12 protein-coding genes are annotated in these 22,180 nt (G+C 60.5%); 6 read left to right on the top strand and 6 right to left on the bottom strand.

From position 1 onward, the window contains the following. Nucleotides 1-5 precede the first annotated feature (5 nt). Together EM858_RS23380 and EM858_RS23375 are read right to left on the bottom strand one after the other, a co-directional pair. Nucleotides 6-470 (bottom strand): cyclophilin-like fold protein, encoded by a 465-nt coding sequence (locus EM858_RS23380; RefSeq protein ID WP_127758120.1) that lies wholly within the window; start codon nt 468-470, stop codon nt 6-8. Then, entirely contained in the window at nt 467-1,654 is a 1,188-nt protein-coding gene (locus tag EM858_RS23375; protein WP_127758119.1) for an MFS transporter, read from the bottom strand. The genes EM858_RS23380 and EM858_RS23375 overlap by 4 nt, the downstream gene beginning before the upstream one ends. Nucleotides 1,655-1,771: 117 nt before the next feature. Between EM858_RS23375 and EM858_RS23370 the strand changes: the two genes are divergently transcribed. The 6 genes from EM858_RS23370 to EM858_RS23345 all read left to right on the top strand — a co-directional run bounded on the left by EM858_RS23370 (nt 1,772) and on the right by EM858_RS23345 (nt 16,341). Further along, a complete protein-coding gene (locus tag EM858_RS23370; protein ID WP_127758118.1) occupies nt 1,772-2,665 on the top strand; it encodes a LysR family transcriptional regulator in 894 nt (297 codons plus the stop codon). A 768-nt stretch (nt 2,666-3,433) separates the two neighbouring features. Next, the gene (locus tag EM858_RS23365; protein WP_127758117.1) at nt 3,434-6,376 is read left to right on the top strand and encodes an ice nucleation-like protein; all 2,943 of its coding nucleotides are present in this window, start codon (nt 3,434-3,436) and stop codon (nt 6,374-6,376) included. Between the two features lie 93 nt (nt 6,377-6,469). After that, complete coding sequence (locus EM858_RS23360; protein ID WP_127758116.1) at nt 6,470-7,435, top strand: glycosyltransferase family 2 protein; 966 nt, start codon at nt 6,470-6,472, stop codon at nt 7,433-7,435. Between the two features lie 303 nt (nt 7,436-7,738). Next, nucleotides 7,739-9,700 (top strand): tetratricopeptide repeat protein, encoded by a 1,962-nt coding sequence (locus tag EM858_RS23355; protein ID WP_164865540.1) that lies wholly within the window; start codon nt 7,739-7,741, stop codon nt 9,698-9,700. A 102-nt stretch (nt 9,701-9,802) separates the two neighbouring features. Further along, nucleotides 9,803-10,960: a UDP-galactopyranose mutase gene (gene glf, locus EM858_RS23350; protein ID WP_080819772.1), complete on the top strand. Its 1,158-nt coding sequence runs from the start codon at nt 9,803-9,805 to the stop codon at nt 10,958-10,960. 194 nt (nt 10,961-11,154) lie between these two features. Next, nucleotides 11,155-16,341, top strand: coding sequence for an ice nucleation-like protein (locus tag EM858_RS23345; protein ID WP_127758114.1), 5,187 nt, complete (start codon nt 11,155-11,157; stop codon nt 16,339-16,341). Nucleotides 16,342-16,444: 103 nt separating this feature from the next. Here the strand turns inward: EM858_RS23345 and EM858_RS23340 are convergent, their stop codons facing one another. The 4 genes from EM858_RS23340 to EM858_RS23325 all read right to left on the bottom strand — a co-directional run bounded on the left by EM858_RS23340 (nt 16,445) and on the right by EM858_RS23325 (nt 21,976). After that, nucleotides 16,445-17,872 (bottom strand): FAD/NAD(P)-binding protein, encoded by a 1,428-nt coding sequence (locus tag EM858_RS23340; protein ID WP_127758113.1) that lies wholly within the window; start codon nt 17,870-17,872, stop codon nt 16,445-16,447. Nucleotides 17,873-18,054: 182 nt separating this feature from the next. Continuing rightward, complete coding sequence (gene sfnG / locus EM858_RS23335) at nt 18,055-19,158, bottom strand: dimethylsulfone monooxygenase SfnG (protein WP_127758112.1); 1,104 nt, start codon at nt 19,156-19,158, stop codon at nt 18,055-18,057. A 22-nt stretch (nt 19,159-19,180) separates the two neighbouring features. Then, on the bottom strand, nt 19,181-19,771 hold the full coding sequence (gene msuE / locus EM858_RS23330; RefSeq protein WP_127758171.1) for an FMN reductase: 591 nt from the start codon (nt 19,769-19,771) through the stop codon (nt 19,181-19,183). A 261-nt stretch (nt 19,772-20,032) separates the two neighbouring features. Further along, nucleotides 20,033-21,976 (bottom strand): methyl-accepting chemotaxis protein, encoded by a 1,944-nt coding sequence (locus tag EM858_RS23325; protein ID WP_080819762.1) that lies wholly within the window; start codon nt 21,974-21,976, stop codon nt 20,033-20,035. Nucleotides 21,977-22,180: the final 204 nt, after the last annotated feature.

The following is a 22,180-nucleotide window of genomic DNA, read 5'->3' as shown; positions in this document are numbered from 1 at the left end:
TCGGTTCATTGGACGCGTTCGATACGCAGCGGAAATTCCCCGGGGATATGGAGCGCTTCATAACCTTCATCGAAGCGTCCCAGCCGGATGAGGCCGGGATGCCTGTAGTCGGCATAGAACATCGCGAGATTGCCCCAGGGCATGTAATAACAAAGGTCGTAAGGCCGCTCGTTGTTGAACGGACCATGGCCTTCGACTGTCAGCTTTCGAGGGAGATAGGCGATCTTCTCGTTGGAGCCGAAGTCGGCGATCTTGAGATCGAGCGGCAGCATGGATGCAAAATCGCGCGCCGACGGATTGTCGTAGAGCGTCGCCATCATCGTGTTTTCTCCGAAAGTCAGCTTGATCTTCAAGTCGCTCCGCTCCTGATTGTTACGGCTGCTTTTGCTGAAAGCCCGCCGGGGCAAGATGATCGCGGCGGCCAGCGCCAGCAGGGCGCGTCTGGAGGAACAGGTGAGGCGAACATTCATGATGGCCTCCGCGCCAGCCACCAGGCGGCAAAAGAGGCAAGCGAGGAACCGCAGAGCAGCAATGCGCTCAAGGTGAAGGCGGACCACCAGCCGAAACTGTCGAATAAAATGCCGCCAACAGAGGCCCCCGCCGTGATCGCCAGTTGAATGACCGCAACCTGCAGCCCGCCGCCGGCCTCTGCATCGTCGGGCAGAATGCGGCTCAGCCAGGTGCCCCAGCCAACCGGCGCGGCGGTTCCAAGAAAACCCCAGCCGACAAGCGCGGCGACAACAGGAAGTTTCGTATCACCAAAGACGACCATGAAGAGCGCGATACCGGCCATCATCAACGGAATGATCACAAGAATGCTGAAAAGACGGCGCTGCAGCAGCCGGCCGATGACCCATGTGCCAACCGCTCCGGCCAATCCCATGATCAGTAGAAGCAGTGACAGCACCGTGATTTCGACGCGCGTGACCTGTTCCAGAAAGGGCCGCAGATAGGTGAAAAGTGCGAACTGACCCATGAATAACAGCAGGATCGCGATCATGCCCGCTGCCACGGCTGGGCGTCCAAGCAGCCTGAAAACCTTCGAGGAGGCACGGTCGCGCTGAGGCGGGAGTTCCGGCAGGACGATCCATTGCCACAGGAGCGCAAGCAGGCCGATCGGCACAACCAGAAAGAAGGCGCCGCGCCAGCCGATATAGGCGCCCAGCAGGCTGCCGAGCGGGGCGGAAACCGTTGCCGCAACCGCATTGCCGGCATTCAGCAGGGCAAGCGCCTTCGGCACCTGGGCATGGGAGACAAGACGCATGACGATGGCGGTGGACATCGACCAGAAGCCGCCGATAGAAATGCCGAGCAAGGCGCGGCCAAGCATCAGAACCGGGAAAGACGGTGCAAGGGTGACCACTATGCCGGACAGCATCAGCAGCGCCGTCAGGCCGAGCACGACAACGCGCCGGTCGAACCGCCGGGTCAGGCCGGCAATGAACAGGCTGGTGATGACCGCAAAGATGCCGGAGACGGAGATCGCCTGCCCCGTATTGCCTTCCGAAACCCCGAGATCGGCGGCGATCGGCGTCAGCAGGCTGACGGGCATGAATTCCGAAGCGATCAATACGAAAGCGCAGAGCGTCATGCAAAGCACGGCGCTCCATGCCGCGCGTCTGCCGCCCATCTCTTCGTCATAGGTAAGAGCCATTCGCACTAAAATCCCGGTTTCTTTCGATGGCGGGAAGATATTGCCGGACGACTTTACGGACAATCCGTGCTAATCCGCATGGACTTATCGAAATTCAATATTAATCAGGGGATTCTGATGCAGCGAGAGGACATGAAGGATCTCCTCTGGTTCATGGAGGTTGCCAAGGAGCGGAGCTTCACAAAGGCTGCGGCGACGCTTGGAACATCGCAATCGACATTAAGCTACACCATCAAGCAGCTGGAAGCCCGGCTGGGCGTGCGCCTGCTGACGCGGACGACCCGCAGCGTGGCCACGACGGAAGCCGGCGAGCGCCTGTTTCTGTCCATCGCTCCGCGATTTCAGGGCATCGAGGCGGACCTGGCGGACCTCGTCGCCTTTCGCGAAAAACCCTCAGGCACCGTGCGCCTGACGCTGTCCGATCACGCCCTGCAAACGACCGTCTGGCCAAAGCTGAGCCGCGTGCTCACCAACTATCCTGATATCCATGTCGAACTCTATAGCGACAACGGCATGCGCAATATTGTCGAGGAACGTTTCGATGCCGGCGTGCGACTGGGCGAGAGCGTCGACAGGGACATGATTGCCGTCAGGATCGGTCCGGACTGGCGTCTCCGGGCCGTGGCTTCGCCGGACTACTTCGCCAGACACGGCATCCCTGCCATACCCCAGGATCTGGTCGGCCATGTCTGCATCAATACGCGTCAGGCCACCTGGGGCGGATTTTACAGCTGGGAGTTTGAAAAGGACGGGCGAGAACTGCGGGTCAGAGTTGACGGGCAACTCAGCTTCAATTCCTCGATCTCCCAGATCGACGCGGCGATGAAAGGCTACGGGATTGCATATGTTCCGGAAGACCTTGTCGAGGCGCACATAACCGAAGGGAAATTGCAGGCGGTTCTGGACAATTGGAGCGCGCCCTTCACCGGTTATCACCTCTATTACCCCAGCAGGCGTCAGATGTCTCCGGCGATGAAGGTGATCATCGACGCCCTGCGCCATCATGCCTGATAAAGGGGATTGAAGTCTGACGAGGACAACCGCGTCAGACCAAAACAGCCCGTCATTCGTGGCGGGTCAGCGCGCTTTGGACACCCATTTTCTGGAATCCCCCCAATCGGCACATCGCTAATTCGTCGCGTGACCCGTGCCTGTCCGTCCAAAGCATTGCCGTGGCCCGGAAACCGGAAATAACAGCTTCCGCTTCAAAAAAACCAACTACACGGCACCCGAAATAAAGGCGACAAAGCAAAGCATTGTTCGATTCTGGCAGCCGTTACATAGACGGATCAGCTGCCGCCAAGAATCTCGGGACAGTTTTAGACGAAAATAACGGTCAAACCCTTGCGCTCTCGCCCCTCCAAACGGATACTACTTATCCGGGAGCAGCCATGTCTGATTGCCTGCAGTGGAAGATGATCGAATCGATAGTTAGCTTTGTAATTTTATACTCCATAAGACTCTAAGATACGCAAACATCAAGAATAAAATGCACCGCCTCCAAATATTAACTAGGCTTTAAATGTTGGCCTGATATGACACGCACGTCGCGAAAATCTTAAGCGACGGAAATTATTAAGCGGCATTCGCACAAGCTAGCGTGGAAAATCCGGGCCCCCTTCTCCGGCTCGAATTGCATGATGCGTTTCCAGCGCAGGTTCACATGAGCCATGTTCTCCACAATTTCGCTTTATTTGCGGATGTCGGACCGCTGTCATCACGGGCAGTGTCTGGCAGCAGATAGGCGTGACCAGTCGCCATCCGGTAAAGGACACGTTCATGACGTCTATTCTCTCCTCACTGTCTGCTGTGCAGATTTCCAAGCTTTCCACCTCCACGATCGCCAGCCTAACCTCGGAAGACGTGAATGCGCTGGACAGCACCAAGATCAAGGCCCTCTCATCGTCTCAGATCGCTTCTTTGAGCACAGATAACCTTGCTCTTTTCAGCTCTGAAGATCTCCGGGCCATTTCGGTAAGCGCCTTCAAGGGCTTGACTCTGACCCAGATCGCAAAGCTGAGCTCGGCTCAGATCAGCGGCCTGTCGGCGTCTCAGGTTACGGCGCTTTATACCAGCCAGATCGACGCCCTCTCGACCGACCAGATCAAGGCTCTCAACTCGGCTCAGGTCGCCGGTCTCAGCTCCGCACAGGTTGCAACCCTGAACAGCAGCGAACTGGCGCTGTTCTCGACCGACGAAATCAAGGCGATCAGCGCCAACGCCATCGCCGGCCTGTCCGCAGCCGCGCTTGCTGCTCTCAGCACCGAAAACGCCGCCGCCCTGACAAAGTCTCAGATCGCCGCCCTGTCTTCGACGCAGCTTAACGCCCTGTCTTCCGACAGCCTTGCCACCTTCTCCGCCGACGAGATCAAGGCCATCAGCACCAAGCTCCTCGCCGGCCTCGATGTCACCAAGCTGAGCACCGGTAACGTCGCCGCCCTGAGCAGAACGCAGATTTCGGCGCTTTCCTCGGCACAGTTCGCAGCCCTGTCGACGGACCAGATCAAGGCCCTCAACTCCGATCAGGTCGCCGGCCTCAGCTCCGCGCAGGTCGCAACCCTCAGCAGCAGCGAGCTGGCTCTGTTCTCGACCGACGAAATCAAGGCCATCAGCGCCAATGCTGTCGCAGGCCTTTCCCTGGCTGGTCTCGGCACTGAAAACGCCGCTGCACTGACCAAGACGCAGATCGCCGGCCTGTCTTCGACACAGCTGAACGCCCTGTCCTCCGAGAGCCTTGCCACTTTCTCGACCGACGAGATCAAGGCCATCAGCACCAAGGCGCTTGCCGGCCTCGACGTCACCAAGCTGAGCACCGGAAACATTGCCGCCCTGAGCAGAGCGCAGGCGGCAGCGCTGTCCTCGGCACAGTTCGCAGCCCTGTCGACGGACCAGATCAAGGCCCTCAACTCCGATCAGGTCGCCGGCCTCAGCTCCGCTCAGGTTGCGACCCTCAGCAGCAGCGAGCTGGCGCTGTTCTCGACCGACGAAATCAAGGCCATCAGCGCTAACGGCATTGCCGGCCTTTCCGCCGCTGCACTCGCTGCTCTCAGCACCGAAAACGCTGCGGCGCTGACAAAAACGCAGATCGCCGGTCTGTCTTCGACGCAGCTCAACGCCCTGACTTCCGATAGCCTTGCCACCTTCTCGACCGACGAGATCAAGGCCATCAGCGCCAGAGCCCTTGCCGGCCTCGACGCCAGCAAGCTGAGCACCGGCAACGTCGCCGCCCTGAGCAGAACACAGGCAGCGGCACTGTCCTCGGCACAGTTCGCAGCCCTGTCGACCGACCAGATCAAGGCCCTCAACTCCGATCAGGTCGCCGGCCTCAGCTCCGCGCAGGTCGCAACCCTCAGCAGCAGCGAACTGGCTCTGTTCTCGACCGATGAAATCAAGGCGATCAGCGCTAACGCCGTTGCCGGCCTTTCCGCGGCAGCGCTCGCTGCTCTCAGCACCGACAATGCCGCTGCACTGACCAAGACGCAGATTGCCGGCCTGTCTTCGGCACAGCTCAACGCCCTGACTTCCGATAGCCTTGCCACCTTCTCGACCGATGAAATCAAGGCGATCAGCACCAAGGCCCTTGCCGGCCTCGATGTCACCAAGCTGAGCACCGGCAACGTCGCCGCCCTGAGCAAAACGCAGATCACGGCACTGTCCTCGGCACAGTTCGCAGCACTGTCGACCGACCAGATCAAGGCCCTCGGCTCGGAGCAGGTCTCCGGTCTCAGCTCCGCTCAGGTCGCGACCCTGAGCAGCGCCGAACTGGCTCTGTTCTCGACCGACGAAATCAAGGCCATCAGCGCCAATGCTGTCGCCGGCCTTTCCCTGGCTGGTCTCGGCACTGAAAATGCTGCCGCGCTGACCAAGACGCAGATCGCCGGCCTGTCTTCGACGCAGCTTAACGCTCTGTCTTCCGACAGCCTTGCCACCTTCTCGACCGACGAGATCAAGGCCATCAGCACCAAGGCGCTTGCCGGCCTCGACGTCACCAAGCTGAGCACCGGCAACGTCGCCGCCCTCAGCAAAGCACAGGCGGCAGCGCTCTCCTCTGCACAGTTCGCAGCCCTGTCGACCGATCAGATCAAGGCCCTCGGTTCGGAGCAGGTCTCCGGTCTCAGCTCCGCTCAGATTGCGACCCTGAGCAGCGCCGAACTGGCTCTGTTCTCGACCGATGAGATCAAGGCCATCAGCGCCAACGCCATCTCCGGTCTTACCCTGGCCGGTCTCGGCACTGAAAACGCCGCCGCTCTGACCAAGACGCAGATCGCCGGCCTGTCTTCGACGCAGCTTAACGCTCTGTCCTCCGACAGCCTTGCCACCTTCTCGACCGACGAGATCAAGGCGATCAGCACCAAGGCTCTCGCCGGCATCGACGCCACCAAGCTGAGCACCGGCAACGTCGCCGCCCTCAGCAAAGCACAGGCGGCAGCGCTCTCCTCGGCGCAGTTCGCGGCCCTGTCGACCGACCAGATCAAGGCGCTCAACTCCGATCAGGTCTCCGGCCTCAGCTCCGCGCAGGTCGCGACCCTGAACAGCACTGAACTGGGCCTCTTCTCGACCGACGAGATCAAGGCCATCAGCGCCAATGCCATCGCAGGCCTTTCCACCGCTGCCATCGCTGGTCTCAGCAGCAGCCAGGCCGGTGCGCTCTCGGCCCAGCAGCTGAAGGTCATGAACGATGCACAGGTCGAGGCGGTCATCAAAGCCTACAAGGCAGTATAAGCCTTAAACGACCCGACAAAACCTACGACGCGGCTCAGGCCGCGTCGTAACATTTTAATTGCAGAATGCCCCAGAGGACATTCAGTATCTGTCATGGCAAAAATATCCGTCATCATCCCGGCCTACAACATGGCCAGTCTTATCGGCGAGACACTCGACAGTGTTCTGCGCAATGAAACCGAGATGGATATCGTCGTCGTCGACGATGCCTCCACCGACAATACCTGCGACATCGTCGAGCAATACATCGCGCGGCACGCCAATATAAGGCTGATGCGCAGCGAGACGAACACCGGGCCGGGCGTTGCCCGCAACAGGGCGCTGGCGACCATCGACAGCGAATATTGCCTGTTTCACGACGCTGACGACCTCCTGCACGACGGAGCTGTCGATACCGTTCTGCCCTTGATGGATGAGACGAATATCGATGTCGCCGCATTCAGATATAGCGTGCTGAGAACGGCAGATGGCCCTGCCGGCGAAATGGCGCCTATCGACAAGAATATCTGGGATAGCGTCCTCGGCAGCCGCGACAGCGCAATGATCGATCTCGACTCGACCGCGCAATTCCTGGTGACGATCAATTACCCGTGGAACAAGATACTGCGGACATCTTTCATTCGCCGGACGAACTGGCGCTTCTCCACCGCGCGGATCAACGAAGATATCCTGCCGCACTGGGCGGCCTATATGAATGCCGGACGGTTTCTGGCCATTAACAGCAGCCTGACAACACACCGTCTCGTCCCCGGGCGGGAGCAACATACGAGCACGTTCGACGAGCGCCGGCTTGAGATGTTCGCGGCGCTGAAAGACATCGAGAAGCTTTTCCTGGACAATCCGATCTTCAGGGCAAAATATTACCCGATCTTCATCGTCTTCAAGGCGGGTTTGCTGGAATGGGCGGCCAAGCAGATGCGGCAGGACCTGCACGGTCTTTTCCGCGAATATGTCGCACATTCATATCAATACTTCACGGATGAAGACTTCGACAGTGTCTATCGGATCAACCCGTCAATCGCGCTGGCGAGCTACAGGATGAAATACTCTCATCGCTAGACATGAGAGCGATCCTTACTGCGGCGTGACAGCATCAATCTCCCGGAAGCCGGCGCCTGACCGGGAGGAAACTTCGTCCGGCCACACCACAGGCTGATCCGGGTAAGCAACCCCGCCTCAAACACATCCAGCCACAGGCAAGTTACCTGCTATAGCTAAGGACGGCCCATCAACAGGCTGTTCTTATCTTCGACCCTTTGTCGCTTGCCGCAGGATGTCATGACCGCCAATCCCGTCTCACCTTCAAACGACGCCGCCGCTCCCAGCGCCCTTGATCTTGCGCGGAACCAGCGGATGAGTCTCATGGATCTGCTGAGCGTAACCGAGGCGCTCAGTGCCGCCGGTCAGCGAGCCGCGGCTGCGGAACTCTACAAGACCTGGGTTGCGTTCAACGACAACAATCCCGTCATTCATCTCGCCTATTTCAACTATGCCGTTGCGCTCAGCCAGCTTGGCGACCGTGCAGGCGCCGTCCAGGCTTTCCGCGCCTGTTTGAAGGCCAATCCGCAATTCGCTCCCGGTTACATCAATCTCGGTCGTGTCCTCGAAGATAGCGGGTTGATCGGCCAGGCCGTGGAACAATGGTCGCAGTATGCCGAAACGACGAAGTACCTCGACGCCGAAGCGATTGGCCATCGGCACATGGCCCTGCAGAACATCGGCCGCGTTCTCGAAGGTGCCGGAAAGCTCGAGGACGCTGAAACCGCCTTGCTGCAGGCGTTCGAGCTGCGGCCGGAATTGCCGGAGGCAGGTCAGCACTGGGTGTCGTTGCGGCAGCGCCAGTGCAAGTGGCCGGTGCTTGTTCCTTCAAACCATGTCCCTGCGCGCAAGATGCTCGATGCGATGTCCTCGCTGACGCTGAGCTGCTACGCCGACGATCCGATGTTCCAGCTGGCCAAGGCATATCGCTACAGCAAAACGGTGGTCGGCACGCGGCCGGACCTCAGCCGTTTTCCGCGCAGATCGCCGAAGCTGAAGTCCGGAACCGGTGAGCGACTGCGCGTCGGTTACCTCTCGTCGGATCTTCGCGATCATGCCGTGGGCTTCGCTCTCTGCGAGGTTCTGGAGTTGCATGACAGTGACAGCCTTGAGGTCTTCGCCTATTATTGCGGTAACGTCCGCAACACCGACAGCACGCAGGAGCGGATCAAGGCAGCAGTCCATTGCTGGCGGGATATCCACGGCCTGGACGATGCCGCTGCGGCCTCGCAGATCATCTCCGACGAAATCGATATTCTGATCGACGTGAACGGCTACACCAAGGACGCGCGCACGAAGATTTTCGCCTATCGCCCCGCGCCGGTCATCGTCAGTTTCTGCGGTTACCCTGGATCGATGGGAAGCCCGTTCCATCAGTACCTGATTTCGGACGGTTACATGATCCCGCCGGAGAACGACATCTATTACTCCGAGAAGGTCCTGCGCATCGCCTGCGACCAGCCGCTCGACCGCAAGCGGCCCATCGCCGCCCGGCCAAGCCGGGCCGAGGTGGGGCTGCCGGAGGATGCGTTCGTCTATGCCAGCTTCAACGGCATGCAGAAGATTACCGAAAGCTGCTTTGCGCGATGGATGACGATCCTGTCGCAGACGCCGGGCAGCCTGTTGTGGCTGCTGGCGGGCGATGAAGACGTCAATCAGCACCTGCAGGCCATCGCGGAAAAAAGCGGCGTCTCACCTGACCGGCTCGTCTTTGCGCCGAAGGTTCCGAACCCGCAGCACATCGCCCGTATCGGCGTTGCCGATCTGTTTCTGGATACATTCCCCTATGGCGCACACTCCACGGCCGCGGACGCCATAACATCCGGCCTGCCCGTCCTTACCATGCCCGGCAAGACATTTGCGGCGCGCTTCTGCGGCAGCATCGTCACCGCAGCGGGTGTCCCGGAAATGATCTGCTCTTCGCCGGAAGACTATGTCGCCCGCGCCATCGGTTTCGAACGCGACCGGAAGAAGCTTCTGGAGGTCAGAGAATCAATCGCCCGGCAGCGGGACACCAGCGTATTGCGGGATATTCCCGCTCTGGCGCGCCGTCTGGAAGAGCTGTTCTGGCAAATGCAGGGCGAATGCGAACGCGGCGAGACGCCGGTGCCGGATCTCAGCAATCTCGATCTTTATTATGAGCTGGGCGCGGAAGCCGTGTTCGAGAACGTAGAGTTCGAAGACGAGCAGAGCTATCGCAATCGCTATCTCAAGAAACTCGCTCAATGGCACGACTATTCGCCAATTCCCTATGACAATCGCCTCTGGCGGAAACCGGATAACTGAGCACGGGATAGCCTCGACCGGCCGGGGCATGCGCTGCACGGCGCCTCTTCGATGCAAATCTCGACCGCCCACTGGGCGACATATGAACGGGACTGATCACCAATGTTCGCGGACGAAAGAATTGTGATTGTGGGCGCCGGGCTTTCCGGCGCGGTCATTGGCCGGGAGCTGGCGCTGGCAGGCCACAGGGTCGATATCGTCGATGCCCGCGATCACATTGCCGGCAATTGCCACACCGAACGCGACGGTGAGACCGGCGTTATGGTGCATGTTTACGGGCCGCATATTTTCCATACCGACGACCGGGAAGTCTGGGACTACGTGAACGGCTTTCAGACATTCATGCCTTACAAGAACCGTGTCAAAACGACGAGCGGCGAGCGCGTCTATTCGCTGCCGGTCAATCTGCACACGATCAACCAGTTCTTCGGCAAGAATTTCCGGCCCGATGAAGCCAGGGCCTTCATCGAGGAAAAGGCCGACAAGTCGATTACCGATCCACAGACCTTCGAGGAGCAGGCACTGCGCTTCGTCGGCCGCGATCTCTATGAGGCCTTCTTCAAGGGATACACCGAGAAACAATGGGGCTGCTCGCCGACGGAACTGCCAGCCTCGATCCTGAAACGCCTGCCCGTGCGCTTCAACTATGACGACAACTATTTCTTCCACAAATATCAGGGCATGCCGGAAACCGGCTATACGGACATGATCGAACGCATTCTCGATCATCCGAACATCAGCGTCAAACTTGGCACACATTTCCAGCGCGCCGAAGCGCCGGCCTCTGCACACGTCTTCTATTCCGGTCCGCTCGACGGCTATTTCGACTTCGAATTCGGCCGCCTTGCGTACCGGACGCTCAATTTCGAACGCTTCACCTATGACGGCGACTACCAGGGTTGCGCGGTGATGAACTATGGCGACGTTTCGGTGCCCTTTACCCGCATCACCGAACACAAGCACTTTTCTCCGTGGGAAGACCATGCCGGCTCCGTCTGCTACAGGGAGTTCTCCCATGAATGCGGCCCGCAGGACATTCCCTATTATCCCATCCGGCTGGTCGAGGACAAAGAACAGCTCGCCGAATATGTGGCGCGCGCCGAACGGGAAGCGTCGGTAACCTTTGTCGGGCGGCTCGGGACCTATCGCTATCTCGACATGGATGCGACCATTCGCGAGGCGCTCGACACCGCCCGCCTCTATCTCGCCCGGCGAGCGGAGGGCGCTCCCATGCCGGCATTCCTGCATTCGCCCGTCTGAGACGGGCCTGTCCGTTCTCTTCCATCAAAGCAGGCAATTAACGCTCCAGCGGCTGAAGCGTAACAACTTCAGGTTCAGGCAAGCCCGATTGCGTACTCAACATTTGAAAAATGGTGGACCTGCGTAACCGACCCCATTCCGGGGCTTTAGCAGAAAATCCACCTGTTGGGCCTGGACTTTAGGATTTTTCAGACATGACGTCGATCATTTCTTCCCTGAACGTCAATCAGATCAGATATCTTTCGACAGAGGCGGTCGCAGCCTGGACAACCGACGACGTGGCGTCGCTTTCCACAACGCAGATCAAAGCGCTCTCATCGGCCCAGATCGCGGCACTGGATGTGGAGGATGTCAAAGTCCTCAACTCACAACAGTTGAGCGCCATTTCGCAGGGCGCCATCGTTGGCCTGACGCTGGATCAGCTTAACATTCTCGATCAATACGCCATCAAAAGCCTGAATTCGAGCCAGATTTCTGCGCTTACCACCACCCAGCTCCACGCCCTGACGACGGAACAGGCGGAGGCTTTGACCTCATCTCAGGTACGCGCCCTCAATGCGACGCAGATTGCCGCGCTGAGCGCTGAAGATATAGCGACGTTCTCAACCGCCGATATCGCAGCGCTCACGAGCAAAGCCATGCCGGGCCTGAGCACGGAGGTGATCGCAGGGCTTACCCCCGAGCAGATCGCGGCCCTGAGCACGAGCGCCGTTGCGAGCCTGACGACCGACCAGGTCGCGGTCCTGAGCCCGGAACAGGCCGAAGCCCTGTCGCCGGCGCAGGTCAAAGCGCTGAGCTCGATGCAACTCGCTGCCCTCGGCACGGACGATATAGCGACATTCTCGACCGCCGACATCGCGGCGATTACCGTCAAGGCCATGCCGGGCCTCAGCACCGAGGCAATCGCAGCGTTTAGCCCGGATCGGATCGCCGCCCTCAGCGCAAGCACGATTGCCGGTCTGACGATCGACCAGATCGAAACCCTGAGCACCGCCCAGATCGCCGCATTGACGACGGCCCAGATTGCCGCACTCAAGACGACGCACATCGCCGCCTTAAGCACCAGCCAGGTCGAAGCCCTGTCGCCGGAACAGGTGAGGTCGCTGAGCGCGGCACAATTCGTGGCTCTCAGCGCGGAGGACATCGCGACATTCTCAACCGCCGATATAGCGGAGATCACCGGCAAAGCCATGCCCCGTCTGGGTACGGAGACGATCAGCACGCTTACCAAAGAGCAGATCGCCGCATTGACCACGGCCCAGATGAACGCCCTTGGCGTAGCGCAATTTCAGGCCTTGAGCGCCGGTCAGATCGAGGCCCTGTCAACCGCTCAGATTGCCGCCCTCAGCACCGGCGTGGTCGCAAACCTGATAGCCGACCAGATCGAAGCCTTCAGCACCCAGCAGGTAGAGGCCCTATCCTCGGCACAGGTGAAGTTGCTGAGCTCGATCCAGCTTGCGGCCCTGAGCGCGGAGGACATAGCAACATTCTCGACCGCCGATATCGCAGCGATCACGAGCAAAGCCGTGTCCGGCCTGAGTGCTGACGCAATCGCCGCGCTTTCCACCGCCCAGATCGCCGCCATGACCACCAGCGCCATTGCCGGCCTTACGGCCGATCAGATCGAGGCTTTGAGCACCGAGCAGGTCGAGGCCCTGTCTCCGGCGCAGGTGAAGTCCCTCAGTTCAGCGCAGCTCGCAGCCCTGAGCATCGAGGATCTGGCGACATTCTCGACCGCCGATATCGCAGCGATCACGAATAAAGCCATGTCGGGCTTGAACACCGATGTTATCGCGGCCTTCACCACCGCTCAGATCGGCGCCCTCACCACCAGCGCCATCGCCGGCCTCACTTCCGATCAGATCGAAGCCCTGAGCGGCAATCAGGTCAGCCTTCTATCCACCGCGCAGATCAAGGCGTTGAGCTCGGTTCAGGTCGCCGCCCTGGGCAACGACGTGGCCGCCCTGTCCACCAGCCAAACGGCCATGTTGAGCACATCGGGCATCAAGGGCCTGACCAGCGATCAGGTTGCGGCCCTCAGCATCGATCAGTTCGCGGCCCTGACCACGGCCCAGATCGCGGCTTTCGGCTCGGGACAGATTGCGGCGTTAAGCACGGACAATATCGCATCGCTTTCCGTGGCCCAGCTCGCGGCAATGAGCACCTCCGGCATCCTGGGGCTTTCGACCGGCCAGATCGCCGCCCTCAGTACCGATCAGGTTTCCAGGCTGTCGACCAAGCAGATGGCGCGGTTGAGCTCGGCACAAATTGCCACCCTCGGCACGGACGACATAGCCGCTCTTTCCACCGCCCAGATCGCCTCCCTGAGCGCTGCGGGCATTACGGGACTAAGCGCGCAGCAGCTGGCGACCCTCACCACCAGCCAGGCCGAAGCCTTAACGAGCGCGCAGATCGTCAATCTCGGCTCCACACAGATTTCGCAGCTGGGGACGGACGATCTGGCGAAATTCACGACCAAGGACATCGCCGCGATCACTTCCAGCGCAATCGCAGGACTGTCGGCGGAAACCCTGGCGTCCCTGACGACAGCCCAGATTGCCGCCCTGAATGTACAAAGCATCGGTGCGTTGAGCACCGCGCAGATCGCAGCCTTGAGTATCGCCCAGGTCGAGGCCTTGACCACCGCCCAGGTTGGCGCGCTCAGCTCGAAACAGATCGCCGCCTTGAGCGCGGACGACATTGCGACATTCTCGACCAAGGATATCGCCGCGATCAGTTCCAGTGCAATCGCCGGATTGTCGGCAGAGACCATCGCCTCCCTGACGACAGCCCAGATTGCCGCCCTGAACGTGCAAAGCATCGGTGCGTTGAACACCGCGCAGATCGCCGCCCTGAGCACCGCTCAGGTCGAGGCCTTCACCAGCGCCCAGGTCGGCGCGCTCAGCTCGACGCAGGTAGCGGTCCTTAGCGCGGAGGATATGGCGACGTTCTCGACCAAGGACATTGCTGCCCTCAGTTCGAATGCGATCCCGGGCTTGTCCACGCAAACCATAGCGTCGCTGACAACAGCGCAGATCGCAGCGCTGAGTACGGCTGGCGTTAGTGGGCTGAGCACCGGGCAGGTCGCAGCGCTCACTGGCGATCAGGTGGACGCCCTGACCAGTACCCAAATCGCGGCACTCACCTCCAAACAGGTTGCGGCCCTGAGCGTGGCTGACATCGCCTCGCTTTCAGCAGCCCAGATTGCCGCCCTCAGCACGGCGGGCATAACGGGCCTGACCACTGACCAGATCGCGGCCCTCGACACCGCGCAGGTCGAGGCTTTGACCGATACCCAGGTCGGTGCTCTCAGCTCGAAACAGATTGCAGTCTTGGGTACGGACGACATGGCAACGTTCTCGACCAAGGACATTGCCGCGATCAGTTCAAATGCCATCCCGGGCTTGTCAACGGAGACCATCGCGTCGCTGACAACAGCACAGGTCGCAGCCTTGAGTGCGGCTGGCGTTGGAGGGCTGAACACCGGACAGGTCGCCGTCCTGACGAGCGATCAAGTCGACGCCCTGATCAGTATCCAGGTCGGCGCTCTCACCTCCAGACAGGTTGCCGCCCTCAGCGTGGCCAGCATCGCCTCGCTTTCGGCAACCCAGATAGCCGCCCTCAGCACGGCGGGCATAGCAGGCCTGACCACCGATCAGATCGCCGCTCTCAACACCGCTCAGGTCGAGGCCTTCACCAGTGCTCAGATCGGTGTCCTCAGCGCAAAACAGATTGCGGCCCTCAGCGCCGGTGGCCTTGATACATTCACTGCCGCCGAGCTGGCTGTCATCAGCTCGAGTGCGATCTCGGGCCTGTCGACAGCGGCAATCGCTTCGCTGACGACAGCGCAGATCGCCGCCCTGGGCGCGGCCGCAGTACCCGGCCTGACCACCGCCCAGATCGCGGCCCTCGGCACCGGTCAGGTGGATGCCCTCACCAGCGCCCAGATAACCGCCCTCACCTCCAGGCAGGTTGCGGCTCTGAGCGTCGCGAGTATCGCCTCGCTCTCGGCAGCCCAGATCGCCGCCCTTAGCACGGCGGGCACGGCGGGCCTGACCACCGATCAGATCACGGCCCTCGACACCGTTCAGGTCGAGGCCCTGACCGGCAGTCAGATCGGCACTCTCAGTTCGAAACAGATCGCGGCCCTCAGCGCCGGCGATCTCGATACATTCACTGCCGCCGAGCTGGCCGCCATCAGTTCGAATGCGGTCTCGGGCCTGTCGACAGCGACCATCGCTTCGTTGACGACCGCTCAGATCGCCGCGCTCGGCGCGGCGGCAATACCGGGCCTGACGACCGATCAGATCGCGGCTCTCGGCACCGGTCAGGTGAGCGCGCTGACCAATGCGCAGATCAGCGCCCTCACTTCCAAACAGGTTGCGGCCCTGAATACGGCCGACATCGCCTCCCTTTCCGTCAGCCAGATAGCGGCTCTGGACGCCAAGGCGATTGCAGGCCTTGGCAGCGCACAGACCGGTGCGTTGAGCATTGAACAGGTCCAGACATTATCCACCCGGCAGATAGCATCGCTGAACTCGGATGCGCTCAAGGGCCTGTCCGCGGAGATGCTGGAAACCTTCTCGACGGAGGAACTCGCGGCTATCGGTTCAAGCGCGATAAAGGGACTGTCCACGGACTTTATCGCCGCTCTTTCCACCGCCGAGGTTGCGGCCCTGAGCACGGCTGGCGTCGCCGGATTGACCGGCGATCAGATCAATGCCCTCGGCAAGGACCAGATCGAAGCACTCTCCACCAGCCAGATCGCCGCATTGAGTTCGGCCGGACTTGCGGGATTGACGGCGGACGATCTGGATACATTCTCGACCGGTGAACTCGCCGCCATCAGTTCGACGGCGATCAAGGGACTGTCCGCCACCGTCGTGGCCTCCCTGTCTTCTCAGGAGATCGCCGCTTTGACGACGGGCCAGGTGGCTGCGCTGAGCTACGGTCAGGTCGCGGCGATGGGGTCCGCGCAAATCGGAGCGCTGTCACTGTCACAGGTCAGCGTCCTCAACGCGCTGCAGGCAGCCGCGCTTGGCGGCGACGACCTGACGGCATTTTCCACCGAGCAGATCATCAGCCTGAGTTCGAGCGCGATCTCGGGATTGGGCACCGGTACGCTCGCTGCCCTGACGGCCTCCCAGGCGGCAGCCTTCACGCCAGGCCAGGTCGCCGCCATGACATCGGCGCAGGTTACGGCCTTGAACAGCGCCAAGACCACCAACAGCTCTGTCCAGGATATCGCCTCCCTGATCTCAACCACCGATGAGACGACTTCGACCCAGGACAGCGCGACCAGCACATCAGTGGCGGCTTCGAGTGAAACGCAGGAGACGTCTGACGTCGCTGCAACCATTTTGTCCTACCTGGACGTCTGACGTTAACCCTGCGAATAGAGGGACGTAACCGGGCCGGGATAGCTGCCATCGCCTGATGGCAGCCGCTATTTCGCCGGCTCATCAACCATGCATCGGTTTGCGTTCAGACCGGCGCCGGGCTGCTCGTCGCTGACGCAAGGCTCCGTGCGATCTCTCCGGCAACGAAGATCGCGTGCTCGGTAACCTGGGGCAGGCCCATCAGCTCACCAAAGGTTCCGCGCGCCAGCGGACCGCCGATCAGCAGCGTTTCAATGGCCTGGCCGCGGCTGTCGAGGGCGCGGGATCGCTCGTCGCAGTGAATGCCCAGCCCCGTCGGGCAAAAGGTCAAAAGCCCCGCCTGCTCCAGACCGGAAAGAAAAGCCTGCGATTTCAGAATTCCACCATGGGCGGGACCGGTCGTCACGACGATAGCATCGACGTCGAGCCGCGCGACGTCCCTTTTGCCACGAAACCGCAGATCGACATGCAACGAACCGTCTTCGCCAGCCTTTGCGGACACAAGCGACCCGGCGACGATCTGTAACCGGCCCGAAATTATGGCCTCATCCAGAAGTCTCTCCACCTGCGGCGCGATCCTGAACCGGTGCGCGTCCCAGAATGGCCGCAGCCACCGCACCACCTTGCGCTTTTCGATCAGCGGAAGGTTCCGCCATATGTCGCGTCCCTGCAGGCGAACGGCGTCCAGAACGCCATGCCAGCTCGCACCGCCCGCCTGCGACACTCGCACAGCCTCTCGAATCCGCCGCAATAGTTCCGACGCGCGTCTGGAGGGCGGATCGATAAAATCGCCGTAGGGTTCCTGCGGCAAGGCCGGATGGCCACGCGACCGCAAGCCGCGGCGCGACAGCGAAACGACCCGCGCATGATGGCCGCGCCGGTGGAGCGCGGCAAAGGCATCAGCCGCGGTCAAGCCATTGCCGACGATCAGAATGCGGTCACCCGCGGCGATATTTTCCAGCGCGGCGTCCGCATTCAAGTCCGCCACCAGTTTCGGATGACCGGCAAGCGGCTTCAACACCTGCGGAAGCGCCGGCGGCGGATGGCTTGTGGCAACCACCACGATGTCCGCGAAGTGGCTATCGCCGTCTGCGGTTTGCAGCTGCCAGCCTTCATCATGGCGGGCCACATGTTCCACCGTGCTGCGCCTGTGCTCAACGATGCCCGCATCCAGCAAAGGCGCGATCTCGGCCGCGACATAGGCGCCGAAGACCCTGCGTTGCGGATAGGCCTGCCCGTCGGGCAACACCGCTGCTGCATCGCCCGCCAGGGCGTTCGACCTGTCGAGATAATGGAGGAAATTATCCGGATCATCAGGATAAAGCGTCATGCGCCCGGCCGGCACGTTGATCCGGTTGGCCGGCTCCAGCGTGGAATAGGCAAGCCCCGCACCCAACGCCGCTCTCGGTTCGAACACGACGATCCGCACATTTTCGAACGGCCCAGCGGCCCGATGGAGATGAAGGGCAATCGCTGCCCCGCTAAATCCACCGCCTATGATGGCGACAATGGCATTCTTCCGGCTCACTGACATTTCAACTCACGCGATCTCGGCGGCTCACGGACCGAATAACGTCCGATTTTAGCAGCCGGGATGAAAAATTCACAGCGATGCGTGTCAGGCCGCGCAAGTTCGAGTGCATGCGTCCCGTCCGGTTCGGCTGCGGCACTTTCGGCGGATGAGCGGCGACGGCCGCTCCACCTGTTCTGCCTGCGTTATTCGGCTGCAATCGCCGTGCTTTCCTCGGCCTCTTCGAGTGCGCGCACCAGCGGAATGACGTGCTTGCCGAAATACTCGACCTCCTCCTGGAAATGCAGGAAACCGAGCAAGATAAGATCGGCGCCGGCGCGCTTCAGGCGCACGATGCGCTCCGCCACCTGTTGAGGGGTGCCGATGAGGTTTGAGCGAAAACCGTCATTATACTGAACGAGATCCTCGAAGCTGGATTTCGCCCAGTTGCCCTCTCCTTCCGGGGAGGCCTTACCGGCATTCTTCACTTCATGGCCAAAAGCGTTGACCGCTTCCGGATTGGCCTTCTCGATGATTTCGGCAAGCACGGCCTTTGCCTCTTCCTCCGTCTCACGCACGATGGCGAAGGCATTTACACCGACCTTGACCGAATGATTGTTCTCAGCCGCCTTGGCACGAATGTCATCGACCTGCCTTGCGATCTCTTCCGGCGTGTTGCCGTTGGTGAAGTACCAGTCGGAAACGCGAGCCGCCATATCGCGGGCTGCGCGCGAAGAACCGCCCTGAAAGATTTCAGGCTGCGGATCGATCGGCTTCGGCTTCAGGGAATAATTGTTGAAGCGATAGAAATCGCCGCGGAAGGTGAAGCTTTCTTCCGTCCAGATGCCGCGCAATGCACGGATGAACTCCTCCGAGCGGCGATAACGCTCGTCGTGGTCGAGCCACGGTTCGCCAATGGCATGGAACTCGCCGCGAAACCAGCCGCTGACAATGTTGACCGCAACGCGGCCATTGGTGAGGTGGTTAATCGTGGCGATCTGTTTTGCAGCGAGCGCCGGGTTCCACGGCCCTGGCAGAATGGCGGCGATGACCTTCAGCGTCTTTGTCGACTCCAGCAGGGAATGGCTGAAAGACACGGATTCATGCTGGAACTCGGCGCCGTAACCGGCCGTGAATCGAATCTGGCTCAGCGCATAATCGAAGCCGCTCGCTTCCGCGATCTGCGCGAGCTTGCGGTTATAGTCGATGGTCCAGCTGGTGCGTTGTTCAATGTTGGAGATGACGAGGCCACCGGAAACATTCGGAACCCAATAGGCGAATTTAACGGGCTCGGCGGTGCGTGCGGTCATGATAAATTCCTCTCTTGCAATCTCAGTTAGCAGCCGCTTCGCGTGAAACGACGGAAAGCGTCGGATGGTGATCGCCGCCGCCAAGTGCTTTGGCGGGTAAAAGCTCGAACAGATCGGTGACGGCGCGCTCAATGCGCGCTTCGACGGCCGGGTTTGAAAGCGTGTATCCGGTAAAATCCGCCTCGACGGCATAAACCGTGGTCGGCACGGTAAGAGCGCCGAAGAAGCCAAACAGCGGACGGAACTGGTGTTCCAGCATCAGGCCATGCAGCGGCGAGCCGCCGGTCGCGGCAAGGATCACGCGTCGACCCTGCAGGGCACGGAAATCGACAAGATCGAATAAATGCTTGAGCGCGCCCGTATAGGAGGCGCGATAGACCGGCGAACCGACGACGAGCATATCGGCAGCCTCGACAGCATCGACAATCGCTCGCCCGGCCTCGTCGAGCTGATCTGCGCGCAATGCCCGAAATAGGACCGGCGCGGCATCGGCAAGATCGATGAGGTCGGTTTCAACCTTCGCCGTTCGCCCGATCGCGGCAACAATTCGTTCAACGACATGCGCCGTGCGGGATGGCCGCTTCACACTACCGGAAATGCCAAGGATCTTCATATCCATTCGCCCTTCTTTTGTGTGTATTTTCTATGTTTTTAATAGGCTATCAAAGACGCTCATTCCAAAAGCCGTATATTTTGAGAAATGCTTTCGCGTATTTGGGCCAAAGCGCCGACTGTTTCACACGGGGTAAGGCGGTCGCTGCAAAGCAGCTCTTGCCCAAAAGCAGGACACCGGGAATCTCCGATCCCCGGTGTCGATATTTAAAGCGATGCTTTCAGCGCCTCAACCGAGCGTGCCGTAAAGGCAGGGCAAGGATCAAAACTCCTCCCAGTTGTCGGGGGCGGTATTCAACGCGGCATTACCTGAAAACGCCGCCCTTATCCTGCCGCCAAGCGCACGCGCGGGAGACGCTGCAGGCCTGTCGGCAACCGATGCCGTGCGCACGGGCGCGGAGGCCTCGCCATAACCGCCTTCGGACAGTTTGAACTGCGCGATCAGCCCGTTGAGCGAAGACGCCTCGCGCGCAAGCCCGTGGCTGGCGGCGGTGCTTTCCTCCACCATGGCGGCGTTCTTCTGGGTGTCCTGATCCATCTGGTTCACGGCCGTGTTGATCTGCTGAAGACCGGAGGACTGCTCCTGTGCCGATTCCGCAATGGCGGCAACGTGCCGGTTGATTTCCTGCACCTCCGTCACGATCAGTTCCAGCGCCTTGCCGGTTTCACCAACCAGCTGCACGCCCTGCTGAACCTGACCGTTGGATGTCGTGATCAGGTTCTTGATCTCCTTGGCCGCACCGGCAGAGCGCTGCGCCAGTTCGCGAACCTCCTGCGCGACAACGGCAAAGCCCTTGCCCGCCTCACCCGCACGGGCAGCTTCCACGCCGGCATTCAGCGCCAGAAGGTTCGTCTGGAACGCGATCTCGTCGATCACGCCGATGATGTTGGAAATCTCATTGGCGGATGTCGCGATCTGCTCCATTGCAGCGACGGCCTGCTGCACCACCTCTCCGGATTTTTCAGCGCCGACTTTTGCACGGCCGACGAGGTGACCCGCTTCCTGCGCCCGCTTCGTGGCGTCCTTCACCGTCGTGGTGATCTCTTCCAGCGCAGCCGCAGTCTCCTCAACGGCGGCCGCCTGCTGCTCCGTGCGTCTCGCCAGATCATCCGCTGCAGACCTTATCTCGTTGGCGCCGGCGTCGATGCCGCGCGCGTTCTGCGCCACCTGGCTCAAGGTCGACTGCAACTGTTCCGCAGCCCGGTTGAAATCGCCGCGGATACCGTCAAGACCGGAAACGAACGGCTGAACGATCCGGTAAGTAACGTCGCCCTGGGCGATCTTCGAAAGGGCCGTGGCAAGATTGTCGACGGCAAACTGTACGTCGGCAGCTTCCCTGGCCTTCTGCTTCTCGCGCTCGATCCGGTCCTTTTCGGAAGTCGACCGGTTGGCCTCCGTTTCATTCTCAAGCCGGAGGCGTTCGATTGCGCTTTCGCGAAACGCCTGAACCGCAGCAGCCATCTGGCCGACTTCATCCCTGCGATCCATTCCGGAAATTTCGCTGGCCGTATCACCGGCCGCCAGCGATTCCATGCGCGCACGAAGCCGCGCAATCGGAGTGGTGATACCCCGGGAGGAAATGAGCAGGCCAAGTGCGATCACGGCCAGCGAAACGAGCGCGAGCGTAATCAGACCCGTCCAGATCGTCGTATTGGTGCTGGCTGTAAGGCGTTCTCTCCCCTCATTCATCACCTGGATGAGCTGTTCATTGCCGGCGCTGATCTTTGGCGAGACTTCGGCAATTTTCCGAAGCACGTTGAGCGCCATCTGCTGCGCTTCGGCGCGTTGCCCTGCCTGCATGAGGGCGATGACCTGATTGCCGATCTCCTCGACTTCGACAACACCCTTGAGGATATCGCGGGCGGCATCCGTGCGCGCCGGCACCAGCTCCATGATCTTGTTCTGGCGTTCCTCGAGCTGCTTACGGTCGGCTCTGAAGGTTTTGACGGCAGCTTCGAAATCAGCGCTGGCCGGCTCGTTAAGGCTGGCGCGAAGCATCTGCATGCCGAGTGCATTGAGGTTCCCGCTGGTTCTGGCGTTCAGAACCGCAGCAAGGGCCTCATGGCCGATGAAATCGCTATAGACGCTGTCGGTACCTTTATATTGCAGGCTGACGTAGCTTATTCCGGAAAGCGACATCAGGCTCATCAGAGAGATGACAAAAACGACCTTCGTTTTTATCTTGGTATTGTTCAGGAAAGACATGAATGGCCTCAAGGCAAGCACTCCTCCAGCCGCCCTCTCGGGAGGCCGGGGAATATATAATGAAACATCGCGGGTAGCTGTTGCCCCTCCTCATAGGGCGACAAGCGGATGCCTTTTTCGAGCCGCCGCCGGGCGGGTCGTCATGGGTCCGCTTGTTCTACCGGCTCCGCCGATGAAACCTTGGAACCTGCGTATTTTAGATTT

The sequence above is a fragment of the Agrobacterium sp. CNPSo 2736 genome (genome assembly GCF_004005385.1).
GTDB lineage: Bacteria > Pseudomonadota > Alphaproteobacteria > Rhizobiales > Rhizobiaceae > Agrobacterium > Agrobacterium leguminum.
The sequence above is the reverse complement of the archived record's forward strand: the minus strand, read 5'-3'. Positions and strand labels throughout refer to the sequence as shown.

Coding starts and splice junctions, on each gene's coding strand:
- EM858_RS23365 (WP_127758117.1), top strand. CDS start 3,434: ATGACGTCTATTCTCTCCTCACTGTCTGCTGTGCAGATTTCCAAGCTT.
- EM858_RS23325 (WP_080819762.1), bottom strand. CDS start 21,976: ATGTCTTTCCTGAACAATACCAAGATAAAAACGAAGGTCGTTTTTGTC.
- EM858_RS23355 (WP_164865540.1), top strand. CDS start 7,739: ATGGATCTGCTGAGCGTAACCGAGGCGCTCAGTGCCGCCGGTCAGCGA.
- EM858_RS23370 (WP_127758118.1), top strand. CDS start 1,772: ATGCAGCGAGAGGACATGAAGGATCTCCTCTGGTTCATGGAGGTTGCC.
- EM858_RS23375 (WP_127758119.1), bottom strand. CDS start 1,654: ATGGCTCTTACCTATGACGAAGAGATGGGCGGCAGACGCGCGGCATGG.
- EM858_RS23345 (WP_127758114.1), top strand. CDS start 11,155: ATGACGTCGATCATTTCTTCCCTGAACGTCAATCAGATCAGATATCTT.
- sfnG (WP_127758112.1), bottom strand. CDS start 19,158: ATGACCGCACGCACCGCCGAGCCCGTTAAATTCGCCTATTGGGTTCCG.
- EM858_RS23340 (WP_127758113.1), bottom strand. CDS start 17,872: ATGTCAGTGAGCCGGAAGAATGCCATTGTCGCCATCATAGGCGGTGGA.
- EM858_RS23380 (WP_127758120.1), bottom strand. CDS start 470: ATGAATGTTCGCCTCACCTGTTCCTCCAGACGCGCCCTGCTGGCGCTG.
- msuE (WP_127758171.1), bottom strand. CDS start 19,771: ATGAAGATCCTTGGCATTTCCGGTAGTGTGAAGCGGCCATCCCGCACG.
- EM858_RS23360 (WP_127758116.1), top strand. CDS start 6,470: ATGGCAAAAATATCCGTCATCATCCCGGCCTACAACATGGCCAGTCTT.
- glf (WP_080819772.1), top strand. CDS start 9,803: ATGTTCGCGGACGAAAGAATTGTGATTGTGGGCGCCGGGCTTTCCGGC.